Origin of the sequence: Allobosea sp. 2RAB26 (assembly GCF_052115465.1) — a bacterium.
GTDB lineage: Bacteria > Pseudomonadota > Alphaproteobacteria > Rhizobiales > Beijerinckiaceae > Allobosea.
On the sequence record NZ_JBFRGS010000006.1, the window covers coordinates 14,502 to 30,189 of the forward strand.

At 64.1% G+C, this 15,688-nt stretch carries 13 protein-coding genes; 2 read left to right on the forward strand and 11 right to left on the reverse strand.

The features are described from left to right. Positions 1-211: 211 nt before the first annotated feature. The 4 genes from AB4118_RS12625 to AB4118_RS12640 all read right to left on the reverse strand — a co-directional run bounded on the left by AB4118_RS12625 (position 212) and on the right by AB4118_RS12640 (position 4,045). Positions 212-1,618, reverse strand: a complete 1,407-nt coding sequence (locus AB4118_RS12625) for a TRAP transporter large permease (RefSeq protein ID WP_441490057.1) — start codon at positions 1,616-1,618, stop codon at positions 212-214. Between the two features lie 3 nt (positions 1,619-1,621). After that, entirely contained in the window at positions 1,622-2,206 is a 585-nt protein-coding gene (locus tag AB4118_RS12630; protein WP_441490058.1) for a TRAP transporter small permease, read from the reverse strand. Positions 2,207-2,275: 69 nt separating this feature from the next. Further along, positions 2,276-3,250, reverse strand: a complete 975-nt coding sequence (locus AB4118_RS12635) for a sialic acid TRAP transporter substrate-binding protein SiaP (protein ID WP_441490059.1) — start codon at positions 3,248-3,250, stop codon at positions 2,276-2,278. Positions 3,251-3,289: 39 nt separating this feature from the next. Continuing rightward, positions 3,290-4,045, reverse strand: coding sequence for a FadR/GntR family transcriptional regulator (locus tag AB4118_RS12640; RefSeq protein WP_441490060.1), 756 nt, complete (start codon positions 4,043-4,045; stop codon positions 3,290-3,292). Between the two features lie 344 nt (positions 4,046-4,389). On the opposite strand from AB4118_RS12640, the gene AB4118_RS12645 reads away from it, so the two are divergent. Beyond that, positions 4,390-6,792 (forward strand): multicopper oxidase family protein, encoded by a 2,403-nt coding sequence (locus AB4118_RS12645; RefSeq protein ID WP_441490061.1) that lies wholly within the window; start codon positions 4,390-4,392, stop codon positions 6,790-6,792. A 49-nt stretch (positions 6,793-6,841) separates the two neighbouring features. Here AB4118_RS12645 and AB4118_RS12650 read toward each other — a convergent pair whose 3' ends face one another. From AB4118_RS12650 to AB4118_RS12665, 4 genes are read right to left on the reverse strand one after another with little or no spacing between them, the layout of a single operon-like run. Continuing rightward, complete coding sequence (locus AB4118_RS12650; protein ID WP_441490062.1) at positions 6,842-7,621, reverse strand: ABC transporter ATP-binding protein; 780 nt, start codon at positions 7,619-7,621, stop codon at positions 6,842-6,844. After that, entirely contained in the window at positions 7,618-8,391 is a 774-nt protein-coding gene (locus AB4118_RS12655) for an ABC transporter permease (protein WP_069877596.1), read from the reverse strand. The genes AB4118_RS12650 and AB4118_RS12655 overlap by 4 nt, the downstream gene beginning before the upstream one ends. A 2-nt stretch (positions 8,392-8,393) precedes the next feature. Further along, positions 8,394-8,900, reverse strand: a complete 507-nt coding sequence (locus AB4118_RS12660) for a mismatch-specific DNA-glycosylase (protein ID WP_441490063.1) — start codon at positions 8,898-8,900, stop codon at positions 8,394-8,396. Further along, positions 8,897-9,865, reverse strand: coding sequence for an ABC transporter substrate-binding protein (locus AB4118_RS12665; RefSeq protein ID WP_441490064.1), 969 nt, complete (start codon positions 9,863-9,865; stop codon positions 8,897-8,899). The genes AB4118_RS12660 and AB4118_RS12665 overlap by 4 nt, the downstream gene beginning before the upstream one ends. Positions 9,866-10,105: 240 nt before the next feature. Here AB4118_RS12665 and AB4118_RS12670 point away from each other — a divergent pair, with 240 nt between their 5' ends. Beyond that, positions 10,106-11,662 (forward strand): acetolactate synthase large subunit, encoded by a 1,557-nt coding sequence (locus AB4118_RS12670; protein ID WP_441490065.1) that lies wholly within the window; start codon positions 10,106-10,108, stop codon positions 11,660-11,662. 126 nt (positions 11,663-11,788) lie between these two features. On the opposite strand, the gene AB4118_RS12675 is transcribed toward AB4118_RS12670, so the two are convergent. The 3 genes from AB4118_RS12675 to AB4118_RS12685 all read right to left on the reverse strand — a co-directional run bounded on the left by AB4118_RS12675 (position 11,789) and on the right by AB4118_RS12685 (position 15,663). Next, positions 11,789-12,199 carry a VOC family protein gene (locus tag AB4118_RS12675; RefSeq protein WP_441490066.1) on the reverse strand — a complete coding sequence of 137 codons (411 nt, stop codon included), beginning with the start codon at positions 12,197-12,199 and terminating at the stop codon, positions 11,789-11,791. Next, a complete protein-coding gene (locus AB4118_RS12680) occupies positions 12,192-13,235 on the reverse strand; it encodes a histone deacetylase family protein (RefSeq protein WP_441490067.1) in 1,044 nt (347 codons plus the stop codon). The genes AB4118_RS12675 and AB4118_RS12680 overlap by 8 nt, the downstream gene beginning before the upstream one ends. A 91-nt stretch (positions 13,236-13,326) precedes the next feature. Beyond that, positions 13,327-15,663, reverse strand: coding sequence for a putative bifunctional diguanylate cyclase/phosphodiesterase (locus AB4118_RS12685; protein WP_441490068.1), 2,337 nt, complete (start codon positions 15,661-15,663; stop codon positions 13,327-13,329). Between the last annotated feature and the right edge of the window lie 25 nt (positions 15,664-15,688).

A 15,688-nucleotide genomic window follows, 5' to 3' on the forward strand; every position in this document is an offset into this window, starting at 1 on the left:
TCGGCGAAGACAACATCGAGCCGGGATTTCCCCACCAGCCGAGACAACATCGATTCAATGAGCGCGCGCAAGGACGTCACTCCGTCAGCGAACTCCCCTTCGCCAAAAAAATGGCAATGGAGCCCCTTCAGTGCAACACCTTCAACCTGGGAGTGCAACAGGGGCCTGACTTCAGTGCATGGCGGCGGAGGCTCGGCTCCGCCGCCGAATATTACCGCAACATCCCCATCGTTCGCGGCAGCCACAGCGTCAACTCGGGAATGAAGGTGATGGCGAAGAGCGCCAGGAAGAGCGGCACCAGCCAGGGCAGGATCGCCATGGTGGTCTGCTCGACCGAGAGTTTCGCCACCCGCGAAAGCACGAAGAGCACCATGCCGAGCGGCGGATGCAGCAGGCCGATCATCAGGTTCAGCGTCATGATCAACCCGAAATGGATCGGGTCGACGCCGAGCTTGAGGGCGATCGGCAGCAGGATCGGCACCACGATGGTGATCGCCGCAATGGTGTCGAGGAAGCAGCCGATGAAGAGCAGCAGCAGATTGACCAGGATCAGGAAGACCCATTTGTTCTGGGTCAGCCCGAGGATCAGGTCGGACAGGATCTGCGCCGTGCTCGAGACCGTCAGCAGCCAGGCGAAGATCGAGGCGGCTGTGACGATGAAGAGGACGGAAGCGGTCGTCTCGATCGTGTCGAAGGTCGCCTTGGTCAGTGTGCGCAGCGTCATCGAGCGATAGCGGACAAGGCCGAGGAAGAGCGACCAGATCACCGCCGCAGCGGCGGCCTCCGTCGGCGTGAACCAGCCCAGCGTCATGCCGCCGATCAGGATGACCGGCGTCATCAGTGCCATCACCGCCGAGAAGTCGAAATAGTAGTCGAGCGCCAGCAGGGCGACGAGCGCGAGCCCGATCGCGACATTCTCCGACAGGCCTGCCCAGACGAGCAGATAAGCCAGGACCGGGAAGCCAAGCACGACCAGAACCTCGATCCCGGCCGAGCCGATCTGGCGCAGCGAGAATTTGGCGTCGGAGCCCCAGCCGCGCATGCGGGCGAAGACGGCGACCGTGCCCATCATGAACAGCGTCATCACCACGCCGGGAATGACACCGCCAAGGAAAAGTGCACCGATCGAGGTGTTCGACATCATGCCGTAGATGACGAAGGGCAGTGAAGGCGGAATGATCGGCCCGAGCGTCGCCGAGGCCGCCGTCACGCCGACGGCAACATCCATGGGATAGCCATGGTCCTTCATGGCCTTGATCTCGATCGTGCCGATGCCCGCGGCATCCGCGATCGCCGTGCCCGACATGCCCGAGAAGATCACCGAGCCGATGATGTTGACCTGGGCGAGGCCGCCGCGCATCCAACCGACAAGCGCGACCGCGAAGGCATAGATGCGACCGGTGACGCCGGCGATGTTCATCAGATTGCCGGCAAGGATGAAGAACGGCACCGCCAGCAGCGGGAAACTCTCGACGCCGGCGATCATCCGCTGCGCCATGATGACATCGGGCACAGTGCCGGAAATGACGATGAAGGCGAGAGAGGCGACGGCCATGGAGATGGCCACCGGCACGCCGAGGATCATCAGGCCGAGGAAGGTTCCGAGCAGGATGAGCATGCCTCAGGCCTCCGAGCCGTCGAAGGCCGAAGGCCGTTCCAGCACGGAATAGCCGCGTCGTGCATTCTGCCAGGCGACCTGGATCGAGCGCAGCGTCATCAGAGCGAAGGCAATGACGACGGCATTGAAGACGATCGACTTCGGAAACTGGATCGTCGTCATCATCTCATCGGGGATGAGCGACGCATATTTGTACATGAGCCAGGTGGCGTAGCCGAAGAAGACGATCCGCAAGAGATCGACGCCCGTCGACAGGATCCGCCCCATGCCGGGCGACAGGTAGCGGTAGATGAAATCGACCTGGATGTGGCGCGAGGCCCGCACGCACATCGAGGCGCCGAGGAAGACGACGACGATCAGCGCGTAGATCGCGATCTCTTCCGTCCAGGCGTAGGAATCGTTCAGGACATAGCGCGTGAAGAACTGCAGCACGACGCAACCGACCATCAGCCAGAAGGCGGCGAGCGTCACCCAGTCCTCGACGCCATAGCCGCTCAGATCGGCAGGCGGTGGCGCCTCGTCGAAGACATGCGCGATTTCCTCGCTGGTGACGGGGATGTGGATCTCCTGCGGGGTCTCGCTCGACATCGACGGCCTCGGCTCGGCGTGAGGACAAAAAAGGGCCGGTCAAAGACCGGCCCGATGCGACGGATCAGATCACTTGATCGCCTGGATGCGTTCCCAGTCGGCCTTGCGGTAGCCGAACTGCTCGAAGCTGACATTCTTCTGTACGGCAGCGAGGAAGTCGGCCTTGTCGATCTCGGTGACCGACAGGCCCTTGTCCTTGAAGACCTGCACGAGCTTGACCTCGTCGGACTGGATCTTCTTGGTCGCACGCTCGGCAGCCTCCTGCGCGACGTCGGTGAAGATCTTGCGGTCTTCTGGCGAGAGCTTGTCCCAGAGCTGCTTGGAGACGACCGTGTTGAGGTGGTCGACGATATGTCCGGTCAGGACGATGTGCTTCTGCACCTCGTAGAACTTCTTCGCCTCGATCGTGTTGAGCGGATTCTCCTGCGCCTCGACCGTACCGTTCTGGAGCGCGAGATAGACCTCGGCGAAGGCGATCGGCGTCGTATTGGCGCCGCAGGCGCGTGGCATGGCGAGATAGGCCGGCACGTCCGGCACGCGGATCTTCAGCCCCTTCATGTCCGCGCAGGTCTTGATCGGCTTGTTCGCGGTGGTGTGGCGCGTGCCGTAATAGGTGACGGCCAGGATCTGGTGCCCGCTCTTCTCCTGATAGCCCTTCGCCATCTCCTTGAAGACGTCGCTCTTCACATAGGCGAGGAGGTGGTCCGGGCCGCGGAAGATGAAGGGATAATAGGTCACGCCGATCGGCGGATAGGCGCGGGCCGCGAAGCTCGAGCCCGAGATGATCATGTCGACGGTGCCCAGCGTCAGGCCCTGGTTGATGTCGGTTTCCTTGCCGAGTTGCGAGGCCGGGTAGACCGTGATCTCGTATTTGCCGTTGGTGCGCTTCTTGATCTCGTCCGCAGCCCAGACCGACTCGGTGTGGAACGGCTCGGAAGTCTCGTAGACATGCGCCCATTTCAGCTTGGTCTGGGCCTGGGCCGGCGCCCCGGCAAGAACGAGGCCGGCGGCAAAGGCTGCAGCCAGTGTCAGATAGCTCTTCATCAGGTGTCCTCCCATGGACTCGAAGATCGTTGCTTGGCGTCAATTCTTGCTGGCCGGGCAGGAGTTGACGCTCTCCTGCCCGCTTGAAACTCCTTCACCGAAACTCTGCGAAAAACGCTCCTGCGAGCAGCGCAGGTGCCGGCGCATCGCCGTGCTTGCGGCCTCTCCCGATCCAGCGGCCAGCGCATCACGGATAACCCGGTGCTCGGCGACGGCGGCGCGCCAGGATGTCTCGTTCTCGAAGTAGCTCGCGAGTTGCTGGAAATACGGATTGATGCGCTGATCGAACAAGGTGCCAACAAAGCGGGCCAGAACGGAGTTCCCCAGGATTCCGGCGATCGCGACATGGAAGGCGCGGTCGAGCGCGACGAGTTCGTCGCTCGGCAATCCGGGAGCCTCCATTCCGCACAGGATTTCATCGAGGCGCGCGAGATCCTCGCCCGTTGCCTGCCCTCCCGCCTCGGCGCAGATCGCGCTCTCCACCAGCTCGCGGGCCTTCAGGACCTCGAAAGGCCCCTCGGGCGCATCATCGGAGACAAGGATGGCGCTGAGAACCGGACGTGGCGGATCGATCACGTAGACGCCGGAGCCCATGCGGATACGCACCCGCCCCTCGACCTCGAGCGCGATCAAGGCCTCGCGCACTGAAGGACGAGAGACGCCGAGCTTTTCCGCGAGTTCTCGCTCAGGTGGCAGGCGTGCGCCGACGGGAAACTCCTGCCGATCAATGAGATGACGCAGCTGATCGGCGATCTGACGATAAAGGCGCGGCGACTCGACGGCTTCGAGCGGCACGTGTCACTCCCCGGTCCATCCCCTGCCTCGGCAACACCGAGGTCAATTTGGCCATGTGGTCAGGCCAATTTTGGAGAGGAAACCATCGTAGCGACCGGCATGTCAATGAGCCTTCGCAGACAGGCGCCTTCCGTTCCAGCGATGGCCCTGCCCCTGCCGTTACGCCCCGTACCAGCAGCTCGGTCTTTCAGAACGCCAGCGGCCGATAGTACGGCTGAGTGCGACCAAGGTCGCGGACTTTGGTTTGTCGATTTGTCCGACCATGGTCTCTCCCCGCAGTCCGACCTCATGGGTATAATTGTTGTGGCGGCTCCCACCCATTGGCCAGATGCGGGGAGGCGGACATGTATCTTCCGCGCGAGACCACCGGCGTCCTGTTGAAGGAAGCTGAGCGCGCTCTGGAAAACCGGCTCGAGATCGTCAGAGCCCTCGCCTTGGGGCAGATCACCAAACGCGATCTGCTGCGCTGGGGATATTTCGCGACCGGCGGGCTTCTGATCGCGAGGAACGGGCTCGGCCGGTTCGTCGGTAGCGCCTATGCCGACAGCGTGCCGCGCAGCCCGACTTTCGGCGCAGTCAAGTTCCAGACGCCGATGCCGCGGGCCGAGCTTCAGAGGCCGGTCCCGCTGCTGCGCCTGCCGAATGGCGATGCGGCCTGGCAGACGGGTGGGGGCGGTACGGAACTGGCCGCCAGGAACTTTTCCTATCACACCGACTTCACCAATTCCGGCGGTGCGGTCTTCCGCAATCCGGTGACCGGTGTCGGGCCGTTCGAGGGGCGGCCGCCCGGCGAGTTCTTCGCGCATCAGCGCTGGGAGGAGCTTTACCCGAAGGTGGGCTATCTGCTGTCGGTCGGACAGGTCCGACCGGGCAGCAAATTCGGCCAAGGGCTGCCGGACCAGAACGCAAACTCCGTCTGGTCCTTCGGCCCCCGGCAGCCTGGGCAGACGGGGAATGCCGCCGGCCTGCGCACGGGGTTGGCGAGGCCCGTTCTGATCAAGGCCCGCTACGGCGAACCGATCCTCACGCGAATCTACAACGACCTGCCAGTCGACCGGGCCATCAATGGCGGATTCGGGCGCAACGAAAGCTCGGTTCACCTTCACAATTCGCATAACGGCGCCGAGAGCGACGGTGCCTGCAACGCGTTCAATTTCCCCGGGACTTTCTATGACTATCACTGGGCCATAGCCATGGCGCGGCGCGATTTGCCGAGCGTCTGGCCGACCAGCGACCGCGACTTTGCGCGCAAGGCTTCGGGACCCGACGATGGCAACGGCCTGGTTCAGGTCCCGGGCGATTTCCGGGAGATCCAGGGCAGCCTGTGGTTCCACGATCATCGCTTCTTCTTCACGGCGCAGAACGTCTACAAGGGCATGTTCGCTGTCTTCAACATCTACAGCGGGCCTGATCGAGGCCGCGAAGATCTAGATGACGGCTTCAACCTGCGGCTGCCGAGCGGCTCGCAGCTCAAATGGGGCAATGTCGATTTCGACATCAACCTCGCGATCTCGAACCCGGCCTTCGACGCTAATGGGCAGCTCCGGTTCGACATCTTCGACACCGATGGCTTCCTGGGTGACATCCTGTTGGTGAACGGCACCTATTATCCGTATTTCGAGGTGCTGCCGCGACGTTACCGCTTCCGCCTACTGAACGTCTCCGTCGCGCGCTTCATCAAACTGGCACTCGGGGTCAACAAGAGTGCTCGCTTCTCGCAAGCCACCAAAGTTCCGTTCTACTTCATCGCCAATGACGGAAATCTGGTTGTCAGTCCGATCGCCCTGACCGAACTGGACGAGCAGGGCGTTGCGGAGCGCTACGACATCGTTGTCGATTTTTCCGCCTTTGCGCCAGGCGACAGCATCTATCTGGTGAACCTGTTGCAGCAGACCGACGGGCGCCGGCCAGACGGCGCCGTCTCGATCGACAGGGCACTCAAGGCTGGCGGTGACGATCCTTGTGTCGGCCCCTTCCTTGAGTTCCGGGTCGTGAATTCGCTGCAAAGCGTCGACAATCCCGGCAAGATCTACAATGCCAGCAATCCGCTCGACAAGGATCGCAGCGTCAATTTCACCGATCCCGAGTGGCGGTCCGGCGCCAAGACCCTGACCAGTCAAATCCCGATCGTCGCGCCAGTGCGCGAGCGGACCCTTGAATTCGGCAGGTCAGGGGGTGGAGATTCTCGCAATACTGCTGACGGGCAATGCATCCCCGATTGCGGCAATGCCGATTCCTTTCCCTGGACCATCAAAGTCAACGGCCAAGCAGCGCACTCGCTCAACGCCAACCGCATCTCCCTCCTGGTCCCCAAGCCGGGCGAGGTGGAGCACTGGACCCTCGTCAATGGCGGGGGCGGCTGGGACCACCCGATTCACCTTCATTTCGAGGAAGGCGTCACCATCGACCGCGGCGGAGCTGCCATTCCCGCAACGGAGCGCCTTGTACGCAAGGATGTCTGGCGCCTGCGGCCCTCGGGCAAGGTGAAATTCCAGGTGCGGTTCGGGGAGTTCGGCGGGGCCTATGTGACCCATTGCCATAACGCCACCCATGAGGACGCTGCGATGCTGCTGCGGCTCCAACTCCTGACGCCTCCCCCCGGAGATCCGAACTTCAAGGGCCAGCCGCAATATGTGGTGACACAGACGCCGATCCCGACGCCGAACGGCGTGACCTTCAAGCAGCCCGAAATTCTACCTGAGGGAGATCCCCGGAATCTCAGAGTTGCAGGCTCTGCACGCTCCTGACCAAGACAGGGCGACCGATCGCCGGAACTCCGCTGCACAAGATCGCGGGCTAAGCCGCGCTCGCCATCACCTCTGCCCGGATCTCCTCGACCAGCCGCTCCTTGAGCGCGACGAATTCCGGGCTCGTCTTGATCGTGTAAGGACGCGGATGCGGGAGGTCGACCGGGATGTCCGCCTTGACGCGTCCCGGCCGGGCGCTGATCACCACGACGCGCGAGGCCATGAAGATCGCCTCCTCGACGTCATGGGTGACGAAGAGCACGGTCTTCTGCTCGCGCTCCCAGATGCCGAGCAGCATTTCCTGCATCAGGGCGCGTGTCTGGTTGTCGAGCGCGCCGAAGGGCTCGTCCAGCAACAGGATCTTTGGATCATTGGCGAGGGCGCGCGCGATCGCGGTGCGCTGCTGCATGCCGCCCGACAGCTGCTTGGGGAAATGGTTCTCGAAGCCCTTGAGACCGATGCGTCCGGCCCAGTCGACGGCGATCCGCAGCCGCTCCGCCTCCGGCACGCCCTTCTCGCGCAGGCCGAAGGCGATGTTCTGCGCCACGGTCAGCCAGGGAAAGAGGGTATAGCTCTGAAAGACGAAACCGCGATCCGCACCGGGCCCTGCCACCGTCTCGCCATCGAGCAGGATGCGCCCTTCCGTCGGCGTCTCCAGCCCGCCGATCATGCGCAGCAGGGTCGACTTGCCGCAGCCGGAGGGGCCGAGAATGGTGATGAAGTCGTTGTCGGAGACGCTGAGGGACGTCGGCATCAGCGCCCGTGTCGCCTGCCCGCCATGACGCGCGGGGAAGGATTTTCCGACATTGTCGATGATGAGCTTGCTCATTTCGCGGCCCAGGGGAACAGGCGCTGATTGACCGCCTTGAACAGGAAATCCGAGATCAGCCCGATCAGGCCGATGACGATGATGCCGAAGATGATCTGCCCGGTGTTCAGCAGCGCCTGGCTGTCGGTGATCATGTGGCCGATGCCGGAGGAGGAGCCGATCAGCTCGGCGACGATGACATAGGTCCAGGCCCAGCCCAGCACCATGCGCAGGATCTCGGCGATCTCGGGCGCAGCATTGGGCAGCAGCACGCGCATCACCACAGAACGGTCGCTGGCGCCCAGCGTGTAGGCGGCATCGACGAGATCGCGCCGGATCGAGCCCACCGCGACGGCGATCATCAGGATGATCTGGAAGACCGAGCCGATGAAGATGACGAGCAGCTTCTGCGTCTCGCCGATGCCGGCCCAGAGGATCAGCAGCGGGATGAAGGCCGAGGCCGGCAGGTAGCGCGCGAAGGAGACGAAGGGCTCGAAGAAGGCCTCGATCGGCTTGTAGGCGCCCATCAGGATGCCGAGCGGCAGCGCGACGATGACCGCGAGGATGAAGCCGCCGAGGACACGCCAGATCGTCATGCCGATGTCGAACGCGAAGCCGTATTCGACGAGCAGCTTGTAGCCCTCGCCGACCATGGTCAGCGGATCGGCCAGGAAGAGGCGCTGGACATAGCCGCCGAAGGTCGCGACCGACCAGAGCGCAACGAAGAGTACGAAGAAACCGAGCCCCAGCGCGACGCGGGACGGGACGGAAACGGGCTGAAGCGGCTTCATCGTCAAATCGCCCGCGAACGCCAGGCCGTGGCCAGTTCCTGCCAGGGTTCGACCGACCAGAAGCCCGAGGCCGCGCCGGAGGTCGATGGCAGCACGAAAGTCGCGCAACCCGCGACATCAACCGGCTGGCGACCATAGCCGATGGCAGCACTGGATTGACCCAGCACGGCCTCGGCCGCCCGCTTGCCGTTGAAGGCGATGAAGGCCGGAGCCGTCGCACGCATCTTCATCAAGAATCCTTCAACATCGAAATGAGCACGAACGAGCGCGGCATCCGGCCCGGAGGTCGCTTTCGCGACGTCGGTGAGACCAAACCCATAGTCGAGCAAGCGAGGAAAATCCTCAGGCCTGAATTGCCGGGAAAGAAGGCCGATGGTGTGAAGCACCCGCCAGAACTTGTTCCCCGGTCCGGCGTAATAGGCGCGCCGCAAGGCTGAGGCGCGCCCGGCCTGAGTGCCGCAGAAGACGATTCCCAGACGTGGCGCAAGCACGTCCGGCAGGATCGTCACATCGCACCGCCCGAGACGAAGCGGGTATCGACCAGCGTGGTGATATCGGGCTTCGACTTGATCAGGCCGATCTCCAGCAGCAGGTCGGCCGCCTTGGTGGTGAAGGCCTGCCATTCCCCGGAGAAGAACTTCTTGTTGCCCTCGGCATCCGACCAGCGCAGGAAGCCGGCGGACTTGCCAAACTGCTCGCCGGACTGCTTCACGTCGGCGCCCATGATGCCATAGGCCTTGGCCTGGTCGGCCTTGATCAGTTCGAGCGCCTCGAAATAGCTCTTGGTCAGCCCCTTCACGGCAGCCTCGTTGCCCGCAATGAAGGCCGGCGTGCAGCCGAAGGTGTCCATCACCATCGGATAATCGAGCGTGGTCGCGATGATCTTGCCGGCATCCGGCTTGTCGCGCACGGCAGAGAGATAGGGCTCATAGGTCATGGCCGCATCATTCTGGCCGGCGATGAAGGCCTGGGCCGCCGGGCCGGGCTCCATGTTGACCACGGTCACGTCCTTGACCGACATGCCGTTCTCCTTGAGGAACCAGGCGAGCGCGAAATAAGGCGACGTGCCGGGCGCAGAGGCCGCAACCGTCTTGCCCTTCAGATCCTTGATCGAGCCGGTCGCGCTACGCACCGCCATGCCGTCGGCGCCATAGCTCTTGTCGAGCTGGAAGAGCTGCTTGGTCTTGATCCCGGCGGCGTCCCAGACGATCCAGGTCTCGACGGTCGTGGCGGCGCACTGGATATCGCCGGAGGCGATAGCAAGGTGACGGTCCTTCTGCGGGATTTTCTTGATCGACACGTCGAGGCCATTCTTGGCGAAGATGCCGGCCTCCTTGGCCAGCACCAGGGGCGCGAAACCGGTCCAGCCGGAAATGCCGATCGAAACCTTGGTCTGCGCCTGTGCGCCCGTGGCAGCCAGCAGCGCCGCGAAGCCTAGTCCGGCCGCGGCTCCGATACGCTTCAAACCTGTCATGTCGAAACCCTTCCCCTGGTTGATGTCGTTCGCGCCCGTGAGACTTAAAGCCCATCGCCTCATCCGAAGCGGGATGCAACCTTCATTCCAAGGCAGGTTAAATGCATATGCAAAACCGTCAAGGCGGCGATCAGTTTCCTGAACGAAGGTGATAAATTTCTCTTGTTTGACACCGGACGAGGGTTCCGTTCCCTTCGCAGGGTCCTGCGCGCCGCGCATCTCCCAAGAGGTCCTTCCAGAATGAACGGCGCCGACCGCCTTTGCGATACCCTCCTCGTCAATGACGTGGATGTCTGCTTTGCCAATCCCGGCACCTCCGAAATGCATTTCGTCGCGGCGCTCGACCGCAAGCCGGAGATGCGCTGCGTACTCGGCTTGTTCGAGGGTGTGGTGACCGGTGCGGCCGACGGCTACGCCCGCATGGCCGACAAGCCGGCGGCGACGCTGCTTCATTGCGGCCCCGGCATGGCGAACGCCCTTGCCAACATGCACAATGCAAGGCGGGCTTGGACTCCGATGATCAATGTGGTCGGCGATCACGCGACCTATCATCTCGTCCATGACGCGCCACTGACCAGCGATATCGAAAGCCTGGCCCAGCCGATGTCCCATTTCGTCCGTCGGATCACGACGCCCGAGGATGTCGGCCCGGCGATCGGCGAATCCTATGCCGCCGCCATGTCGCTGCCGGGCGTAACCACCGTGATCCTTCCGGCGGATTGCGCCTGGGGCAGCGTCGAGCCGGCCAAGCTTGCGCCGGTCGCCGTGCCGAAGCTGAAATCGGTCGATATGACCGCCGTGAAGGAGGCCGCAGCCGCCCTTCGCAAGCACGGCAAGCGTGCCGCCCTGATGATGACCAATATGGCTTTGCGCGAAGGCCCGATGGCGATGGCGGCGCGGATCTGCGCCGTCACCGGCGCGCGCGTTTTCGGCCAGATGTCGAATGGCCGCATCGAGCGCGGCGTCGGCCGTGTCGCCCTGCCGAAAGTGCCCTACCCGGTCGATATCGCGCTCGAGGCGCTCAAGGATATCGACCTTTTGGTTCTGGTCGGCGCCAAGGTGCCGGTAGGCTTCTTTGCCTATCCGGGCAAGCCCGGCCGCCTGATCCAGGACAGCTGCAAGGTGGTGACGCTGGCCGAGATCGGCGACGACCTGCCGCTCGCGATCGAGGCGCTGGCCGATGAGCTTGGCGCGCGCCAGAGCCAACCGCTCTATGTCGCGGAGCCTCGCAAGGAGGTTGCTGCCCTGCCGACCGGCGCGCTCGACGCCGACAAGGTCTGCACGATCGTGGCGACGCTGCTGCCCGAGAACAGCATCATCTGCGACGAGTCGGTCTCATCGGGCCGCGTCTTCTACCAGCAATGCCACAACGCCCCGCCGCACGACTATATCCAGCTCACCGGCGGCGCGATTGGCGAGGGCATTCCACTCGCGATCGGCGCAGCGGTGGCCTGCCCGGACCGCAAGGTCATCGGCATGCAGGCCGATGGCTCCGGCATGTATACGGTTCAGGGGCTGTGGACGCAGGCGCGCGAGAATCTCGACGTCGTCACGGTGGTCTTCGCCAACCGGACCTACCAGATCCTGCATGGCGAAATGCGCGCCGTCGGCGTCAATGATTTCGGCCGCAACGCCAAACTGATGCTCAATCTCGACGAGCCGACGCTCGACTGGGTCTCGATGGCGCGCGGCATGGGCGTCGAAGCGGGCCGCGCGACCACCGCCGAGGAATTTACCAAGCTGTTCCAGGGCGCGTTGTCCCGGAAGGGGCCGTTCCTGATCGAGGCGGTAATCTGAGATTTCGCCTGGCGCGGAGGCCGGGCTTGCCCCGGCCGCCCGCGCCCTCGTTGTTCGATTGTGACTTCAATGCGTGATGCCCGGCACAGGACCGAGCATCACGAGAGACGCGGCAAGACGAAGCCGTCAGCCCGCCGGCTCGATGAGATCCCAGCGATTGCCGCAGAGATCCTCGAACACTGCGACCGTCCCATAAACTTCCCGGCGCGGCCCTTCGCGAAACACGACGCCGCGCGCCAGCATCGCGGCATAGTCGCGAGCGAAATCGTCCGTCTGCAGGAACAGAAAGACCCGTCCACCACTCTGGTTGCCGATCTGCGCCTGCTGCTCGCGCGTAGTAGCACGTGCGAGCAGCAACGCGGTGCCAGTGGAAGTCGCGGGTGCGACGAGCACCCAGCGCTTCCCCGGCTCAAGTGGCGTATCCTCGACCAGGCGAAAGCCGAGTTTCTGCACGAAGAAGGCAATCGCTTCATCATAGTCGCGCACCAGCAGCGAGATATGGGCGATCGTCTGCACCGTGACGCCGTCTTCAGGCACCAAAGCCGGTCAGGAAGCCGTCGAGGCAGCCGCCGATCGCCTCGATCGCATAGCCCCCCTCCTGCACCACCAGGGTCGGCAATCCCATGGCCTTCACCTGCCGGCCGATCGTTCCGAAATCAGCCGCCTCGAGCTTGAGCACACCGATCGGGTCGTCCTTGTGCGCGTCATAGCCGAGCGCAATGACCAGCGCCTCGGCGCCAAAGTCACGGATGGCCTTGCCGGCACGATCGACGGCGGCCTCCATTTCGGCGCCGCCCGCGCCATGGGCGAGCGGCAGGTTGATATTGAAGCCCTCGCCCGCACCGTTTCCGCGCTCGTCCGCATAGCCGGTGAAGAAGGGATAGTAGTTCACCGGGTCGGCATGGACCGAAATCGTCAGCACATCCGAGCGGCGGTAGAAGATCTGCTGCGTGCCGTCGCCATGATGCGCATCGACATCAAGGATCGCGACCTTGCCAAATTTCGAGCGCAGGCGCTGGGCCGCGACCGCCGTATTGTTGATGTAGCAGAAGCCGGTGGCACGGTCGGCGCGGGCATGGTGCCCAGAGGGGCGGCAAAGCGCATAGACCGCGCGCTCGCCGGCCAGGATGGCCTCGGCGCCTGACACCGCAGTCTCGGCCGAACGCAGCGTCGAGGTCCAGCAATGCTCGCCGACCGGCACGGAGAGATCGCCGAGGAACCAGCCGAGCTGGCCCATCAGGCCGGTTGGCCGACAAGGCGGACGCATGTCCTCATCGACCCTGCCGCTCCAATAGGGGAAAGTGTTGGGCCACGCTTCGGGGCCACGCTCGGGCAGTTGGACCCAGCGCTCCCACAGGGTCTCGAGGAAGTGGACGAATTCCTCGCTGTGCACGGCCAGTATCGGGTCGACGCCGTGAGCACCGGGGCGCTCCGGCGTGATGCCATGGCGGGCGAGCGCGCCCAGCAATTGCTCCGTGCGTTCCGGCAGATCCTTCGGCGCGACGACGCGGCCGAAGCGCATGTATTGCTGCGGATCGTGGAGCGACTGGTCCGGGTGGTAGAAGGCGCGCATGCGGAAACGGTCCTCGGCTTGTTGATCTGCACCATCCCCTCGACGGTGCGCGAGCTTGCAATGACATGCTTAGCAAGCGCCGGGCGCGTGGTCAGGCCGCAGCCACGCCGCCCCGGTCTGCATCCATGGCGGGTTCGGCCGGCTGCAAGCCTGACTGCTGGCTCAGCCACGGCACCCGGTTCGCCGGGACCGGGCGGGAATAGCGATAGCCTTGCGCGAAGTTGCAGCCGCACTGGCGCAGGAAGGCCTCCTGCTTCCGCGTCTCGACACCTTCCGCAATGAGATCCAGCTTCAGGTCGGCCGCGAGGTTGATGATCGCGCGCACGATCGCAGCATCCTCCCCGCCCTCATCGAGATGGCGGACAAAACCGCGGTCGATCTTGATCACATCGACGGGGAAGCGCCTGAGATGGGTCAGCGACGCGTAGCCGGTGCCGAAATCGTCCAGAGCGACGCAGACACCGTTTTCGCGAAGCGTCTTCAGTGCGCGCTCGGCATCCCCGGCCGCGCGGGCAAGAAGCACCGTCTCGGTGACTTCGACGCCAAAGCAGGATGTCGGCACGCCCGCCGCGGCGAGTTGGGCCAGCAGCTTCTGCGAAAACTGCGGATCGCGGAACACCGCTGGCGCGAGATTGACCCAGACTCGAGGGACCCTGGTCCCTGTTGCGAGCCAGCTGCTCAGATCGGCAATCGCCTTGCGCAGGATGATATCGCCAATCGCAGAAGCGGTCTCCGGATCTTCCAGCCCATGGACGAACGCGGCTGCCGGTACGATCCCGCGTTCCGGATGGCGCCAACGTGCCAGCGCCTCAAGGCCGTCGATGGCGCCAGAGACCAGTGAAACCTGCGGCTGATAGAAGGGCAGGATGCGGTCCTGCGCCAACGCCTCGGCCAATTCGCGGCAAATAGCGACGCGCGCGTTCATCGCCTCGCGCATGCCGCTGTCATAGACCACCGCCATGTTCCGGCCCAAGGCCTTGGCGCGATAGAGCGCGAGATCGGCATCCTTCATCAGCTCGATCGGAGCGCGATCATGCTGTGGCGCAAGCGCGATGCCGAGACTGGCGCGAGAGGAAATCGCGTGTCCGAGATGGCTGAGCGGGCCACGCAGCGCCGTCAGCAGCCGTTCCGCCTTGGCCTCGGCCCCGGGCACGTCCATCGTCTCGGTCGAGAGCACCACGAATTCGTCGCCGCCCAGTCGCGCGACGAGATCTCCGAGGGCCGTATGGCGCAGGAGGCGCGCGGCTGCTTCGTTCAGCAGGGCATCTCCGGCATCGTGCCCAAGCGTGTCGTTGACCGACTTGAAATCGTCGAGATCGACCAGGAACAGGCTCACGGTCGCGCCATCGCCGAGAGCCGCCAGGGCTTCCTGCAGACGCTCCTGGAAGAGCAGGCGGTTCGGCAGGCCGGTCAGAGCGTCATGCGTCGCCTGCCAGCGAACATGCGCTTCGGCGGCCTTGCGCTCGGTAATGTCGACAATGCCGGCGACGATCGTCGAGGACTGGCCCATCGACAAGGAAGTCGCAGTGATCAATGCGTCGCGGCTCGCGCCGGATCCGTCACGGATCGCGGCCTCGAACTCGCCGACATGTGCGCCGCGAAGCAATTGCCGCGTCAGGCTGCGCCGGCTTTCCGCATCGACGAAGACATCCGGCACAGCCACCTCGCGCAGATCGCCTCCCGTCCCCTTGCCGAAGAAGCGCAGCGCCGCGTCATTGGCCCGCGCGAAGCGCCCATCCGCCACCGATGCGACGACGAGCGGGATCGGCACGGCCATGAAGAGGCGCTCGATCATGGCACGGCTCTCGTCGAGCTCCTCCTTTGCAGCCCGCTCTGATTGGGTCGCAGTCCATTCCAGCCGCCTCAGGCGGTTGGCGTGGATCACGACCAGGCCGAGCGCGAAGTTCAGCATCGCCAGCACGAGCACCAGCCCGACGAAGGTGCTGGGATAGGGGCCCCAACCGAGATAGCCGACCAGCATGAGCAGGCTGGTGCAGAAGCCGAGGATGAAGGTCCAGCGGAAGGATATCGGCGCCACCAGATAGAAGATGGAGGGCAGCAGCAGCACGACGAAAAGCGCCAGATCGCTGCGCGAGCTGACCAGGAAGGCGACCGCCACGGCGCAGCCGACCTCCCACAGGACGGTCACGGCCTCGGCCTGCTTGAAGCGGGTAGCCCTGCGGATCAGGATCGCACAGAGAACCGACACCGCCACGACGGAGAGGCGTGCTGACACCGCGACGAGGAAATGCGGCGTCCCGAAGAAGCGCCAGTCGCTGACGAGGAAGAACGTGTTCAGCAGCGCCGAGATCAGGAAGATCAGTCGGCACTGCCGGAGGGTCTCCGGCAACCGGGCCGCCTGGAAGATCTCCTCCCGGTCGGAATCGCGGAATTCTCCACCAAATCGGAACAAACTGTCGCGTTGCATGCCGCATCGTTACGATGCGAAGGTC

Coding starts and splice junctions, on each gene's coding strand:
- AB4118_RS12625 (WP_441490057.1), bottom strand. CDS start 1,618: ATGCTCATCCTGCTCGGAACCTTCCTCGGCCTGATGATCCTCGGCGTG.
- AB4118_RS12630 (WP_441490058.1), bottom strand. CDS start 2,206: ATGTCGAGCGAGACCCCGCAGGAGATCCACATCCCCGTCACCAGCGAG.
- AB4118_RS12635 (WP_441490059.1), bottom strand. CDS start 3,250: ATGAAGAGCTATCTGACACTGGCTGCAGCCTTTGCCGCCGGCCTCGTT.
- AB4118_RS12645 (WP_441490061.1), top strand. CDS start 4,390: ATGTATCTTCCGCGCGAGACCACCGGCGTCCTGTTGAAGGAAGCTGAG.
- AB4118_RS12650 (WP_441490062.1), bottom strand. CDS start 7,621: ATGAGCAAGCTCATCATCGACAATGTCGGAAAATCCTTCCCCGCGCGT.
- AB4118_RS12655 (WP_069877596.1), bottom strand. CDS start 8,391: ATGAAGCCGCTTCAGCCCGTTTCCGTCCCGTCCCGCGTCGCGCTGGGG.
- AB4118_RS12665 (WP_441490064.1), bottom strand. CDS start 9,865: ATGACAGGTTTGAAGCGTATCGGAGCCGCGGCCGGACTAGGCTTCGCG.
- AB4118_RS12670 (WP_441490065.1), top strand. CDS start 10,106: ATGAACGGCGCCGACCGCCTTTGCGATACCCTCCTCGTCAATGACGTG.
- AB4118_RS12680 (WP_441490067.1), bottom strand. CDS start 13,235: ATGCGCGCCTTCTACCACCCGGACCAGTCGCTCCACGATCCGCAGCAA.
- AB4118_RS12685 (WP_441490068.1), bottom strand. CDS start 15,663: ATGCAACGCGACAGTTTGTTCCGATTTGGTGGAGAATTCCGCGATTCC.